Consider the following 14,351-nt stretch of genomic DNA (forward strand, 5'->3'; position numbering starts at 1 on the left):
TATGTCGCAATACATAAGGGATCGAAAAGAATTTTATTTAAAATATCCGAATTTTTGGTCGGATTTATATGAATGTGAGTATAGTTTGTTTCATGTTTTTTCTATAACAAATCAGACTTTGGACCAATTACACTTAGCGACTAAACGAATGGGCAAAATATTTTTTAAGACTGCTAGACTGCTGCGTAATCTAAGTGACGAACAGCTTCTAGATCTTGGCTTTCCATCCCCGAGTTTATCATTCATTAGAATGAAAGGGCTTTATCCTGAATCTGTAATTTCGCGATTTGATTTTGCTGTAACAGAGGATAACAAAATCAAAATGCTTGAGTTTAATAGTGATACACCAACTTTTATTGTGGAATGTTTTCAAATGAATGGGAAAGTATGTGAAAATCTAGGCTATGATGATCCAAACTCGGATCAAGAACGATTGCTATCTTCTGGTGTAACGAAAGCAGTAATGGAAGCGACAAAGGGATTAGATAATCCAAATGTTGTTTTTACAGCACATCATGAACATATCGAGGATTGGAATACCACTATGTATTTAAGTCAGCTATGCCATGTTGAAAATAAAGTAGTGCCAATGTCAGAACTTAGAATTACAAAAGATGCTCTAGTTGATAAAGATGGGGCGAAGATTGATGTTTTATATCGCCAAACATATCCGATAGAAGATTTAATTGAGGATCAAGATCCTGAAACAGGAGATTTGGTAGGTGTGGAACTGCTGCAACTTGTAAAAGCCGGAAAGCTTTTTATAATAAATCCTTTGTCAGCATTTTTACTTCAGCCAAAATCAATTCAGTGTCTTATTTGGGGGTTAGCAGAAGAAGAGGTCTTTTATACAAACGAGGAACAACAGTGGATTAAAGAATATATGTTACCTACATATTTAGAACCAGATTTATTTTTAGGAAAAGGTTCTTTCGTTCAAAAACCTTCATTTGGTAGAGAAGGAGATACAATTACGATTCGCGATAAGGATGAAAATATTATGCTTCAAAATGCACATCAAACGTATAAAACTGCACTGCCGATATTTCAAAAGTATACAGAACTGCCAGTCGTATCCTTGGAAACAGAAAAAGGGATGGAGAAACTGTCCTATGTGTTTGGTTCTTTTTTAATTGCTGGAAAAGCGAGTAGTATCGGTATTCGCGCGGGAGAAAAGATTACAGGAAATGAATCGTACTATTTACCGGTAGGTATAAAAAGGAGGGGGAAAAATGATTAATTTTTTATTATATTTAGCAGTAACACTTGGACTTTTATGTATTGGTCTGTTCTTGATGGAAGTGACAACGAAAGTTAAGGAATTTAAGTTAATGGCTCAAGGTAATAAGGCGGTAAGCTATGTGCTTGGAGGGCGATTACTTGGGTTAGCTATCGTTTTATATTCGACAGCAGCTAATTCAATTTCACTTCTTGATATGATTTCGTGGGGAGCAGTTGGGATTTTGGCTCAAATTATCGTCTTTTATTTAGCTGAGTGGCTTACACCACGCTTTAATATAAACAAAAGTCTCGAAGAAGATAATCAAGCAGTCGGTCTTTTTCTTATGTTTTTATCGCTTTCAATTGGGATTGTAATCGCTGGTTGTATAACTTATTAAAAACTTTACGTTTAAACGTAAAGTTTTTTATTTTATCCCGCTATTTGCCGGGCAGCCCGATTGGTGAGGGCTAATAATCAGTGGCGGATGAACAAAACCCCCACTGATTAAAGTTTCACTTTATATACGTTAGTTTGCCATACCATTTGAAAAAATTGTAGGCTACGGTTGACATCTATTTTAAATAAGAGTAACATTTTCAATGTAATGAAAATAAGTCTCTGTTAGGTGAGGCTCCTGTATAGAGAAATGCTACTGCCCAAAAATGTCGAGAGACGCCAATGGGTCAACAGGAATGATCGAATTAAGGTTTTTCTTAACGTAGCTGGTAATGTACCTATGCTATACAGTGCTAAAACTCGGTGAGGGAGAGGTCCGTAGATTTCTAATTATATTAGAAATCGTTTATTTGTGTATGTAATGGCCGCTACTCTCTTAAGGGTAGGGGTCTTTTTTGTTACCAAGCTATGAGTAATTTCATATTATAAACTATAAAATTAAACGAGGAGGTGAGGAGCATGTCAAATTCTGACTCGGTTCCGTTACCCATATACTTCAAATCAAAAATATATGATGTAGGCAGGAAACGATTTGTTCCTCCCTCTATATTTATCACAATATAGCGTTTATAAAGCGCGAGACACTTTCACAGTAAAGTGGATAAATTGAGAAACAAAGCGTTTCTTCCTATGTTGTAAAGGAGGAGACGATAATATGTTATATGCAAACAAAACTGTGGGTAACACGTCATATAAACTAAGTAAAAAATCAATAAAAGAACAAACAATGCTCCAAAAAAATAAAGATTTATTAATTGAAATTGCAACAAGAGATGTAAAATCTGTATTTGCATATTTTAAAACAACAAGAGACGGACTATCAATGAAAGAGGCACAAAAACGTATTCAAGTATATGGCCGAAATGAACTAACTTCAAAAAGAGCACTTCTTGCAGAAGTAATGATGAAGCTAGGTGGCATGATTCCAGGTTTTTCAAAACAACGTGTGTGTGATGAATTACAACGTGAAACGATTACTGTATCTAGAGTAGAATGTTCTAGTAGTACAGGGCTAAATAGTGAACTGAAAATGATGGAGATACCTGTGCAAGAACTTGTACCTGGAGATATGATTTTTCTTTCGGCTGGAGATGCTGTGCCAGCTGATGTACGTATTATTTATGCAGATGATTTATTAGTGAATGAGTCTGTATTAACGGGAAACGAAGCGAATATAGAGAAGTTTGAGAGCTGCTATCACCTTGAACGTAAACGGTTTATTCCATTAAAACGGATGAAAGATTATAATCCACTTGAGCTTGAAAATGTATGTTTTAAAGGTTCGCATATTGTTAGTGGAAATGCAAAAGCTATCGTTGTTTCTACTGGAAAAAATACGTATTCAGGCATCTTGCATACTTGTTGTAGTAGAACGTCTTAATGTGTTAATGATGCTAAATATACAAAAACAATGTATAATAGACAAAGTTGAGCAAAAACGTAGAATGGTAATCTATTTATATAACCTTACGTGATAACGTAAGGTTATTATTTTTTTAATAGGAGAGGAATTATGAAAAAAGTATTATTAGTTGATGGTATGGCACTATTATTTCGTGCTTTTTACGCAACAAGTGTCTACGGACAATTTATGAAACGACAAGATGGAACCCCTACGAACGGGATTCATGGTTATATGAAACATTTATTAACAGCTACGCAAGCGATCGAACCAACACATATCGTTACATGCTGGGATATGGGAAGTACGACATTTAGAACAGAATCGTTCTCGAATTATAAAGCAAATCGTGCAGCGCCACCAGAAGAATTAATTCCTCAATTTGATTTAGTGCAAGAAATGACTGCAAAATTATCCATTCCAGTTATCGGTATGAAAGGCTACGAAGCCGATGATTGTATCGGTACGCTTGCAAAACAATATTGCAATGAAGCTGAAGTTTATATTTTAACAGGTGATACGGATTTACTTCAACTTGTTGATAAGAGCGTTACAGTCATGCTTCTGCGTAAAGGAATTGGAAATTACGAATATTACACACCGGAGAAAATCATGGAAGAAAAAGGTGTAGAGCCGTGGCAAATCGTCCATGCAAAAGCTTTCATGGGAGATACAAGTGATAATTATCCAGGGGTAAAAGGTATCGGTGAAAAAACAGCGTATAAGCTTATTCAAGAGCACGGAACAGTATCCGCTGTACTAGAAAATGTAGAATCATTAACAAAAGCGCAGCGTACGAAGATTGAAAGTGATTTAGAGAACTTAAATATTTCGTTACAATTAGCCCAAATTCACTGTGAAGTTCCAATTTCATGTTCACTAGAAGAAGGATTACACACAATGGATGAAGAAAAACTTAGATTTGTTTGTGAAGAAATGAATTGGGGAAGACCTGAAATATTAATAAATATGCTATAAATAGTTTGGGAAGAGGGATGTTGCATAAGTCGAACTTTGACTTGGTGACACCTTCTTTTTGTTTTTGTAAACAGTATTATAATAAATAAAATTATGTCGAACTCAATTTTAAATATATAAATATTTCGACAAGATATAATGATAAAAGTTGATGAAAATAATAACTTTTATCATGAAGTGAATTAATTTCAACATAGTTTTAGATAATCATTTTTTCGTGTTCACAAAGTTGTCAGAAAATAAACGAGATTTTCATATGAAGTTCAAATAGAATTCACAACAATCAATTATTATAAGAACACACAGATAATTCTTTATCTTTTATATAAACCATCCCCCAAGGAGGACAATGAAAATGAGAAAAAAAGTGAGAAAATCTTTTAAACAATTATTAATTGAAAATAAACAATCACTATTAAATAATAAAGAAAATATGAAAGAAATTGAAGAGAGAATTGAGAAACGACATGTAGCATATAGTGGTGCCAGTAATTAAATAAAATAAAAAAGATAGCCTATGTAGGCTATCTTTTTTATTTTATATTGAAAAAACGCTATTCAGCTCTTTAATTTTGTAAATATGCAAGATATTTTTATAGCGTTTTTCTATCAATATTACTCATTTTTCGAGGTTGAAATTGGTATATACCAATTTTTGAGATTTTCTATTCAAAATATTACAAAAAATGTTACAATACACTCAAATTTATACTATAAAATCATTTTAATATGAAAAATTGGAATGAAAAGAAAGGAGAGGAATATGAATAAAGATGTCGCTTTGAAATGATTATTATCATTTCATTAGGAGTTGATGTAAAAAGATGAAAAGATACGAAGAATTGGACTCTATAAGAGGGATTTCTTCATTAGTAGTAATGATTGGTCATCATTTAATGATTTTTTCAGCATTTCAAAATTACAGTTATGAAGATAATAAACCATTTGTTGTGTATCTATTAAAAGAAACGCCTGCTCGTCTAATTTTTAGTAGTGGTAACGAATCAGTTATTATCTTTTTTGTTTTGAGCGGATTTGTTTTGTATGAATCTATTCAAAAAAACTATAGTAGCTATGGGTCATACCTTTTAAAACGTATATGCAGAATATATATTCCTTATATTGTGGCAATAATTATAGCTATTGTATGCCAGATTACAATTAGTGAATATGGTATTTCTTATTTAAGTGAATGGTTTAATCGCTCATGGACGATTGAAAGTTCTTCAAGCTTAATCGCACAACATATTTTATTGGTTGGGAAATATAATACAGATGCATATAACGGTGTGATTTGGTCACTTGTCCATGAAATGCGAATATCAATAATTTTCCCGTTAATTTTGATGATTTGCTTACGAAAAACGTTAAGGTGTTCATTACTATTATTGTTTAGTTTTAGTATATGTTCTGTCGTAATATTATTTTTGTTTCGCTCGGGCTTAACATTAACAAGCTATGCATTAACATTGCATTACACAGTACTGTTTTTACTAGGAGCACTAGTTGCGAAGTATAAAAATAATTTAATAGTTTTTTATAGTAATTGTACTAAAAACACGAAAATTGCATGGTTTTTATTTGCGATTTTACTTTTTATGTATGAAGGGCTTATAGGAGAAATTAAAGTGCTCAATAATTTTATATTTCGAGACTACGTAGTGGCGATAAGTGCATGTTTATTTGTCATATTAAGTTTGTCAATATCAACTTTGTCGTCCTTGCTACATAATAAATATTTGTTATATTTGGGGAAGATTTCTTACAGTCTTTATTTATACCATATTATATCGTTGTTTTCCCTTATATACATGCTCCATGAAATATTACCGTTGCCTATTATTTTAATTTTTTCACTTGTTTTTTCGTTTATACTTGCAATGCTTTCGTATGTATATGTAGAAAAATTTGCATTCGGAGTCGGAAAGTATGTAACAAAACAAGTGGATAGAAGAGAGAAAGGGTTATCTGTAAAGAGTGAATTGCAGGATGTTATTCAGAAAAGGGCGGTGAAATAATTGAAGCAAGAAATGAGTATAAAAGATTTTCAACAATTACTGAAAAGAAGATTCGTAACGATTATTTTAACGATGTGTTGTTTAACCGCTTCTTTAGTTCTTATCTCTATGTATGTTTTAAAGCCGTCATATCAATATTCAACGCAAATTCTTGTTGGGAATTTAGATGAGTTTAATAAGGAAAATTCAACAAATAAAACACAAGAAAATAAGCAACTAGTAACATCGTATGTTGATATTTTAAAAAGCCCATTAATTATTTCAACAGTCAAAAAAACTTTGAAATTAGAGCAATCAAGTTATGAATTAGCACAAAAAATCTCGGTTGTGAATACGGACAACTCACAAATTGTAACTGTTACAGTAAAAGATTCCAATCCGAAAATCGTGAAAGACATTGTAAAGACATTGGCAGAGCAATCACAAAAAAGCTTTCAACAGTACACAAATGTACAAGGGGTGAAAGTATTAACTGATCCTGAGTTACAGGAACAGGCTGAAAAATTGTTTCCGAAATTTCAACTGATCATTCCTATTTCTTTAATTGTTAGTTTTTTTGTTGGGATAGGTTTAGCTGTATTTCGAGATTATTTTGATGAACGTATATACACGGAACAGGATTTAGAGAAAATAACAACAGTCTCTGTTATTGGTCACATAAATATGGAACCAAATAGAAAAAAGAAACCTACAGAGGTTGATAAAAAATCATCTATATATCGAGGTGAACATGTCGATGTTTAGGACAAAGAAGCAGCTGCCATTCAATTTGCATGATGATCTGATGAAAGAGCAGTTTTATACGGTGTATCACGATCTGAAAAAATCCGGAAAACAACTGTTCACAGTTAGTTCAACGAAGGACAGAGGTGTTGTTGCCTCGCTTATAGTAAATATGGGTCTAGTGTTTGCGGAAATGAAAAAAAAGGTGTTACTTATTGATGTGAATTTTTCTGACCCTAAACTACATGTATTATTACAAAGTGATCACATGATAACAGTAAACGATATAATAAGCTCTTCCTCCTGCAATTATGAATCTTTTTCTAGTAATTTGTCTAATTACTTATATTGTATTCCTGCAAAAAAAACAGTACATACAGGGACGCCTTTAGTTGCTATGGATGAATTTGATAATGCGATTGCTAAGTGGAAAGAAGATTTTGATTACATTTTCGTTTATTCTTCTGAAGTATTTGAACTTCCTGCTACGCACATTATTGCCGGGAAATGCGATGGAGTGGTTTTAGCAGTTAAAAAGCAAAAAGATTCATTACGTACAGTGCAAAAAGTAATAGCGGATATAAATAGGAAAGAATGTGAATTAATAGGTATAATTTTATATTCTTGAATGTGGGGGTAACGATCCATGATTCGTGAAACAAATCAAGCCAAGTTGTATACGATTCCGGCTCAAGAAAAGCCTAGCATATTGAATCGAAGTGTAAAACGCTTGTTTGATATTATATTTTCAATCATATTGTTACTATTAACAATACCAATTATGTTGTTCTTTTGTATTATGATTACCTTAGAAACATCAGGGGCTCCAATATACTTTCAAGAACGTTTAGGTATAAACGGGAAGAAGTTTAATGTATTTAAATTAAGGTCGATGGTAAAGGATGCTGAAATGAACGGACCACAATGGGCAAAAGAAAATGATCAAAGAATTACAAAAGTTGGATTGTTTATAAGAAAAACGAGAATTGATGAATTACCGCAACTTGTAAACATTTTAAGAGGAGATATGTCTTTTGTAGGCCCTAGACCAGAGAGAGAGTTTTTTTATAATGAGTTTAATGCGTATATTCCAGAATTTAAGGAACGTTTAATAGTAAAACCAGGCTTAACAGGATGGGCACAAATAAATGGAGGGTATAATCTTGATCCAAAGGAAAAGTTGAGGCTGGACATGGAGTATATTGAAATGAAAACATTTCGGATGGACATCCGTATTTTATGTAAAACCGTTTTAATTGTATTGAACGGTAATGGTGCAAGATAAATATATATGTAAACAAACAACATATGTAAGTAGGTTACTTGCAAAGGAGAACTTGTATGGGTAGATCTATTCTAAGCAATATTATCCATCTATTTTATAGTACGATTTTAGCTAACCTTCTTCAGGCCGTCAGTTTAATTGTTTTAGCAAACTTTTTTAACGCACAACATTATGGGATGTTTAGTGTTGCCATAGCAGTGACGTTTGTTATGTTATTTTTTACAGACTTAGGACTTAGTAATACGTTTCTTCGAGAAGGGGCAAAGGATGGAGCAGATTTAGAGCAGATTTTATCATCGTATATAAAAATAAGGATGATTCTACTTATTTTTATTTCTATCATCGGTTATATTGCTATTCATTATATGTATGCGGATAAAAATTTAATTTATATGATGATAAACGTAATGTTTTTCATGTTAATAGGATTAACTTGGCAAAACATAGGGATTGCCTATTTTCAACTGACGGAACGTATGAAGTATATAGCGCTCATAAAAGTTGTATCAGCATCAGTTGTCATTATAATTACATGTTTTTGTATTTTCGGAGAGTTACCGGTGTATGTAACAGCTCGCTTATATGCTTTTGGGTATATGATTGGTGGTTTATTCAGTATATATATCATGAGAAGAAAGACGAAAATGAATATGAAAGTCGTAATTCATAAAGCGTTATTTTGGCAATTAACTCCCTTTATTATTAGCGGTTTTTTAATAATGAGTACGCCACAATTAGCGCCTATCTTGCTTAACTATACATTGCCATTAAGTATGGTAGGTGTTTTTGCAGTGGCGTACCGGATGCCGGCAGCTTTATATCAAGTACCAGGGGTAATTGCAGGTGCATTTTTTCCGGTGCTCTTTAAGCATTATAACCAGAATAATATAGAAGAGCATACGAAATTAAATTTACTTCAAATTAAATCAATGGCGATTGTAGGAATATGTATGACGATCGGTTTATATCATTTAGCACCATACTTTATTTCTATATTTTTTCATGAAGAATGGAGGAATGCAGTAGAACCACTCCAAATATTATCATTTCTTATTGTGCTACAAAGTTTAAATATTGCCATTGCTGACGGTTTAACGACGAGTGGTTGTCAAAATAAGAGGACTGTTGTGCAGTGTGTAGCATTGGTGATAGGTGGGGTTATGCTTTATAGCTTTAGTAGTCTTGGTGGAGTGATAGGAGCGGCATACGCTATGGTTTTATTTGAAATAGTCGCTTTAGTGGGATATATAGCGGTAAGTGTAGTGAAGAAAAAAATTGTATTCCAAATTGTAATACCGTATACAATTTATTTTGGTGTAACCTTTATTGGAGTGCAATATATATTGCATACATATCATTTAATTGCGCTTGTTCTTAATATACTAATTGTAGTAGCTGCCATATTCCTATATGATTATGAGCTAAAAAAACTTCTTCTTTCTTTTATAAGAAAAATACGCAAAAAGGATTATATTACGAAACAGGGGATATAGCCTATGGAAAATAATATGAAAGTATCAATGGGATGGATTATTCTTCTAATATTATTTGTCATGTTAAGTAAATACAATTTATATATTGGATTTTCATTGAAGATATATATGATTTTTTTAGTCATATATTTTTGTTTAACAATTAAAGACTTTCATATTCAAAAGTTATATTTTCATGAAGTTATATTTTTACTGTTTTATTTCATTTATTGTTTAAGCGGAATTCTTTCTATGTATTTAAATGCTAGTATTCGTATGATTTTTGGCGTGCTACTCGTTTTAGGATGCTATTTTATAATGAGAAATTTATTGGGGAATACTGAAATAGTGGTACTTGAATCATCTATTGCTTATGTAGGAATAGTATTTAATGTTGTAAGTCTACTACTCTATATAATCGGTTTACAATACTTTAGTTTATACGGTGGAGAAGAGAGAGAAATTTTTGCTGGATTATTAGTTGATAGAGGATATCCACGGTTAATTGGATTGCTAGATGATCCTAACATTTTTATTTTCTATAATACAATATTTTTTATGTACTATATGACGAATTTGCAAAATATCACTAACATCTTAGGGTTAATTTTATGTGTTACGACGAGTCTATTAACCTTTTCAAGAGGGGGAATATTAGCGCTTGTGCTTGTCATTTTTGTATATATATGTATGTCTAGTTTCGCTAAAAAAATAAAAATAATTATGAGTTTAGTATTGTTTAGTGTAGTTATTTTTAGTTTATCGAATAGTGTAATGGGGGGCCAATTAGATGACATATTAAATAAACGAATTTCTGATTTTTCCCATGATAATGGAAGTGGTAGATTTACATTATGGGAAGCTGCTTTTAAATATTATTTATCCAATCCATATATCGGAATTGGTGCGTTTAACTTCTCGAATTATTATGAGTATCAATTTAATGAAAAATTATATGTACACAATACATTTTTAGAAATTTTGTCTGAGTCGGGTACAATTGGTTTTCTTCTATATAGTGCGTTTTTATTCATATTAATGTTTAAGTTAGCGCAGCATACTTTGTTTCGTGAAAAACCATACCTTCTATTGACTATGATTGCATTTTTATTTCAGATGATGTCATTGTCACTCATTATTAACGAAGCGTTCTTTTTATTTTTAGCAGTTGTTGTGAAGTATATTTCAATATATGAAGGAAGGGGAAAGATAGATGGTAAAATGTCTATCAGCACATAATAAGGCGCCTCATGTTTCTGTAATAACACCTTCTTATAATAGTAGACGATTTATAGGTGAGACAATTTTATCTGTACAGAATCAATCGTATGAAAACTGGGAAATGATTATCGTTGATGACTGTTCAACCGACCAATCTGCCGCAAAAATTAAAGAGATAATAGAAGGAGACTCACGTATTAGGTTATTATCATTAAAAGAAAATGTTGGTGCTGCTAAAGCTCGGAATTTAGCGATTCGAGAGGCGAGAGGAAGGTACATTGCCTTTTTAGATAGTGATGATATATGGTTGCCGCATAAATTGAAGACACAATTGTTATTTATGGAAGAAATGAATATTGCTTTTTCATATGCGTCGTATAGTTTAATTGATGAAAATGGTAATGAATTAAATCGCGAAGTGAGTGTACCAAAATCTGTTGACTATCATTATTTAGTAGGAAATACAATTATCGGGTGTTTAACGGTGATGATTGATCGTGAAAAAATTCCGTATGTCGAAATGCCTAGTGTACAGCCGGAAGATACAGCGTTATGGCTGAACTTATTACATGAAGGGCATGAAGCAAAAGGGATACAGCAAGTATTAGCGAAGTATCGAATTGTAGCAAATTCTGTTTCGAGAAATAAAGTTAGAGCAGCTTTTCGGTATTGGAAATTATTAAGGGACCAAAAAAGTCTTAATGCAGTGCAAAGCTTTTACTATTTTAGTAAGTATGCTTATCATGCTTATAAAAAAAATAAAATCAATGTAGTTGGGAAGACGCAATTATGAATATCCTGTTGATGACTGATAAATTGATAACTGGCGGAGCCGAAAATTATTTCTGTAAATTAGAAAATAATTTGCATTATGAGGATTTTAAGATTTATACAGCTGCAGGTGATGGAGAACTATATGAATCCCTTACTAGAAAAGAAAATTTTATCTTACTTAGTCGATGGAATCATTTGAGAAATATTTATTATTTACGAAACGAAATTTGTAAACGAAAGATAGAACTTATTCATGCAAATAGTTTGCGAATGGTATTATATGCTTTTCTACTTCAAAAGTTTATTAAAAAAAAGATGAAAATTGTTTATACGAAACACAATGTAACGATATTAGAAAAGAAAATGCCAACGCTTTTTCGGTATTTCATGAATAAATATGTGAACAATATTATTACAGTAAGTGAGTTTGAAAAGAACAATTTAATTTCAATTCATGTAGCAGAAGAAAAAATAAATACAATTTATAACGGTGTTGATATTGAAAAGTTTTTATTCCAGCAGAAAAAGAAAGAATCTACATATAAAATAGGGATATTAGCTAGATTATCCAAAGAGAAAAACCATCAACTATTTGTCAAAATTGCAAATGTATTGAAAAAGAGAAATGATTTTATGTTTTATATTGCTGGTGATGGACCAGAGAAAGAATCGATTATGAAAGAAATAGAAAAATATGGATTGCAGCAAAGGGTGAAGATGCTAGGGAATATTTCAGAGCCGCATGAGTTTATAGGGAATATGGACGCCTTACTTTTATTATCTTTTCGTGAAGTGTTTCCAATGGTAGTAATTGAAGCGATGGCTACAGGGACACCAATTGTTTCAATAGATGTTGGTGGAATACATGAAGCGGTAATAGATGGAGAGTCAGGTGTTTTGATATCTGAATATTGCGAATCAGAATTCGCAAGTGCGCTTGAGGAACTACAAGGGAATGAAGAAAAGGTAACTGCTATTAGATTGAAAGCACGAGAGAAAGCAATGAGATATTTCTCGTTAACTAAAATGATAGAGGAAACGAAAAATATATATGAATTAAACAAATGACCGAGTAGGTCGTTTGTTTTTTTTATTATAGAAACTTTTAAGAGACAACTCACATATTATATGAAAAAGGTAATATGAGGAGTGAATTTATTTTGTCAGAATATATTTCATCCCAAGAAGATTGTGCGCCAGAAAGTAGCGTTCATATTGATTGTTTTGGCGCAGTTCCAAACTCGGGAAATGATAGCTCATTAGCAATTCAGCAAGCTATTGATTATTGTGTAGCGAATCGAATTTCGACGGTTAGAATTACAGGGATAAATACGTACAAAATTGTAAAGCCGATTGTTATTAAATCAAACGTAAGATTAGAGTTGGATCCTACCGTAACACTGCAAATTGATGGGGATTTTAATGCATTTGAGCTACAAAGTAACGCTTCGATAGTTGGTGGTACTCTTCAAGTTATAAATCCATTGTTTCAATCTGCTGTTATTTATGTTTCTGGTTCACAACAAATCGAAGTACCTAATCAATCTGTTATATCAAATATAAATATAATAAATACAACTCCATCGTATAAAGGAAAAGCTATACATTTTTATTGTCAAAAGGCATGGGATTTTATTAGTTTCTTTCAAGTTAAATTTATTCAAATTAAAAACTTTCAAACTGCAATACATTTGAAGACAGAATATATAAATGATATCAATACACCTTGCTGGATTAACGCCAATGTATTTCAATCTATATTTATTGATGGATGTGTGTATGGGATTGAAGTAGATGGAAATAGTGATTTGCCAAATGAAAGTTCAGGAAATACGTTTCATGATATTCAAGTGCAATGTAGACAACAAACGGAAAAAGTAATTCGTTGTTCAGGTGCGTATAATACATTTGATTGTATGATCTGGGATACGTACCGGATGAGTAGTGAACAAATTGTTATTGAATTTTCTTCCAATTCTCATCGTAACTACCTTTTTTCAAATCTGCTTTCGACAACTATTGTAGATAAAGGACAATACAATGTTTGTAAGTCTACTTATGAAGAATCCCTACGAATTCAGTTACCTTTGACGTTAAATAGACCTCATTTAATAGGAAATCAAGATGATATTTTAGTAAATGCTCAGCAGAAATATAACGTTAAGCAAGTAAGTGGAAAAGTGCCGTACGGGGGAAATCTCACAAATTGCTTTAATTTAATAGATGAACAAAGTGTAAACTATATTGACGTTCCAGATAGTAATCCAGTTGTAATTGAAATGGATTTTACGAAAAAACCAATACAAATGTTAAATTGTTTTGGAATGTATTTTGGATGGGGAGAGAGCCCAAAGAAAATTAAAATTGAATATGCATTAAGTGCAACTGGAAGTTGGGTTATCGCGTTGGATGTTCCATTAAATGTTGGCGATACAATTATATCGAATATGAAGGCCAGTCAGTTATATAAAGTTAGAATTACATTAAGTGGTTATTCTCAAGATCATAAACGTTTTCGAATTAATCGTATCTTTGCAAGATCTTCTATGGAAAATGGGAGTGCTTGGTTAGCGACGACTGGCGGAAGAATGTTTGGAGATATTGAAATAGAGGCAAGTAAAGGTATAATCATGAAGACTGCTAGTGGAGTGAAATGGAAAGTTACTATTAATGAAGCTGGCCAACTTATTACGACTAAAATAACTTGAGATGGTGTTTAATCGTATATCCTTGGACGAGTTACAACGTAGTGGGATATAGGTAATGAAAAAGAGATTGTAATTTGGTTTCAACCAAACTA

The 14,351-nt window shown here is 32.2% G+C and carries 14 protein-coding genes and 1 riboswitch; all 14 genes read left to right on the forward strand.

Going from position 1 to position 14,351, the window contains the following annotated elements:
* Window position 1 precedes the first annotated feature (1 nt).
* Window positions 2-1,240: a glutathionylspermidine synthase family protein gene (locus ES895_RS05700; protein ID WP_098021169.1), complete on the forward strand. Its 1,239-nt coding sequence runs from the start codon at window positions 2-4 to the stop codon at window positions 1,238-1,240.
* On the forward strand, window positions 1,233-1,619 hold the full coding sequence (locus ES895_RS05705; RefSeq protein ID WP_000606857.1) for a DUF350 domain-containing protein: 387 nt from the start codon (window positions 1,233-1,235) through the stop codon (window positions 1,617-1,619). The genes ES895_RS05700 and ES895_RS05705 overlap by 8 nt, the downstream gene beginning before the upstream one ends.
* 213 nt (window positions 1,620-1,832) lie before the next feature.
* A riboswitch (M-box (ykoK) riboswitch) is annotated at window positions 1,833-1,998 on the forward strand.
* Between the two features lie 335 nt (window positions 1,999-2,333).
* Complete coding sequence (locus ES895_RS05715) at window positions 2,334-3,059, forward strand: P-type ATPase actuator domain-containing protein (RefSeq protein ID WP_000964949.1); 726 nt, start codon at window positions 2,334-2,336, stop codon at window positions 3,057-3,059.
* Between the two features lie 132 nt (window positions 3,060-3,191).
* Entirely contained in the window at window positions 3,192-4,058 is an 867-nt protein-coding gene (locus ES895_RS05720; protein ID WP_000757075.1) for a 5'-3' exonuclease, read from the forward strand.
* 355 nt (window positions 4,059-4,413) lie between these two features.
* Entirely contained in the window at window positions 4,414-4,554 is a 141-nt protein-coding gene (locus ES895_RS05725; protein WP_001228048.1) for an FbpB family small basic protein, read from the forward strand.
* Between the two features lie 328 nt (window positions 4,555-4,882).
* On the forward strand, window positions 4,883-6,076 hold the full coding sequence (locus tag ES895_RS05730) for an acyltransferase family protein (protein WP_000833054.1): 1,194 nt from the start codon (window positions 4,883-4,885) through the stop codon (window positions 6,074-6,076).
* Complete coding sequence (locus ES895_RS05735; RefSeq protein ID WP_000807055.1) at window positions 6,077-6,820, forward strand: YveK family protein; 744 nt, start codon at window positions 6,077-6,079, stop codon at window positions 6,818-6,820. It abuts the gene before it with no gap.
* Entirely contained in the window at window positions 6,807-7,427 is a 621-nt protein-coding gene (locus ES895_RS05740) for a CpsD/CapB family tyrosine-protein kinase (RefSeq protein WP_002102914.1), read from the forward strand. Before ES895_RS05735 ends, ES895_RS05740 begins: the two co-directional genes overlap by 14 nt.
* An 18-nt stretch (window positions 7,428-7,445) precedes the next feature.
* Window positions 7,446-8,084, forward strand: coding sequence for a sugar transferase (locus ES895_RS05745; protein ID WP_135238186.1), 639 nt, complete (start codon window positions 7,446-7,448; stop codon window positions 8,082-8,084).
* 56 nt (window positions 8,085-8,140) lie between these two features.
* The gene (locus ES895_RS05750; protein WP_000533743.1) at window positions 8,141-9,577 is read left to right on the forward strand and encodes an oligosaccharide flippase family protein; all 1,437 of its coding nucleotides are present in this window, start codon (window positions 8,141-8,143) and stop codon (window positions 9,575-9,577) included.
* Between the two features lie 3 nt (window positions 9,578-9,580).
* Window positions 9,581-10,795, forward strand: a complete 1,215-nt coding sequence (locus tag ES895_RS05755; RefSeq protein WP_000429870.1) for an O-antigen ligase family protein — start codon at window positions 9,581-9,583, stop codon at window positions 10,793-10,795.
* Window positions 10,770-11,570: a glycosyltransferase family 2 protein gene (locus tag ES895_RS05760; RefSeq protein ID WP_000237694.1), complete on the forward strand. Its 801-nt coding sequence runs from the start codon at window positions 10,770-10,772 to the stop codon at window positions 11,568-11,570. Before ES895_RS05755 ends, ES895_RS05760 begins: the two co-directional genes overlap by 26 nt.
* A complete protein-coding gene (locus ES895_RS05765) occupies window positions 11,567-12,619 on the forward strand; it encodes a glycosyltransferase family 4 protein (protein WP_001023684.1) in 1,053 nt (350 codons plus the stop codon). Before ES895_RS05760 ends, ES895_RS05765 begins: the two co-directional genes overlap by 4 nt.
* 92 nt (window positions 12,620-12,711) lie before the next feature.
* Complete coding sequence (locus ES895_RS05770) at window positions 12,712-14,259, forward strand: glycoside hydrolase family protein (protein WP_000006054.1); 1,548 nt, start codon at window positions 12,712-12,714, stop codon at window positions 14,257-14,259.
* The last annotated feature ends 92 nt before the right edge of the window (window positions 14,260-14,351 follow it).

This window comes from Bacillus sp. 007/AIA-02/001 (genome assembly GCF_004634455.1).
GTDB lineage: Bacteria > Bacillota > Bacilli > Bacillales > Bacillaceae_G > Bacillus_A > Bacillus_A cereus.

Coding starts and splice junctions, on each gene's coding strand:
- ES895_RS05700 (WP_098021169.1), top strand. CDS start 2: ATGTCGCAATACATAAGGGATCGAAAAGAATTTTATTTAAAATATCCG.
- ES895_RS05745 (WP_135238186.1), top strand. CDS start 7,446: ATGATTCGTGAAACAAATCAAGCCAAGTTGTATACGATTCCGGCTCAA.
- ES895_RS05720 (WP_000757075.1), top strand. CDS start 3,192: ATGAAAAAAGTATTATTAGTTGATGGTATGGCACTATTATTTCGTGCT.
- ES895_RS05730 (WP_000833054.1), top strand. CDS start 4,883: ATGAAAAGATACGAAGAATTGGACTCTATAAGAGGGATTTCTTCATTA.
- ES895_RS05755 (WP_000429870.1), top strand. CDS start 9,581: ATGGAAAATAATATGAAAGTATCAATGGGATGGATTATTCTTCTAATA.
- ES895_RS05705 (WP_000606857.1), top strand. CDS start 1,233: ATGATTAATTTTTTATTATATTTAGCAGTAACACTTGGACTTTTATGT.
- ES895_RS05750 (WP_000533743.1), top strand. CDS start 8,141: ATGGGTAGATCTATTCTAAGCAATATTATCCATCTATTTTATAGTACG.
- ES895_RS05715 (WP_000964949.1), top strand. CDS start 2,334: ATGTTATATGCAAACAAAACTGTGGGTAACACGTCATATAAACTAAGT.
- ES895_RS05760 (WP_000237694.1), top strand. CDS start 10,770: ATGGTAAAATGTCTATCAGCACATAATAAGGCGCCTCATGTTTCTGTA.
- ES895_RS05725 (WP_001228048.1), top strand. CDS start 4,414: ATGAGAAAAAAAGTGAGAAAATCTTTTAAACAATTATTAATTGAAAAT.
- ES895_RS05765 (WP_001023684.1), top strand. CDS start 11,567: ATGAATATCCTGTTGATGACTGATAAATTGATAACTGGCGGAGCCGAA.
- ES895_RS05740 (WP_002102914.1), top strand. CDS start 6,807: ATGTCGATGTTTAGGACAAAGAAGCAGCTGCCATTCAATTTGCATGAT.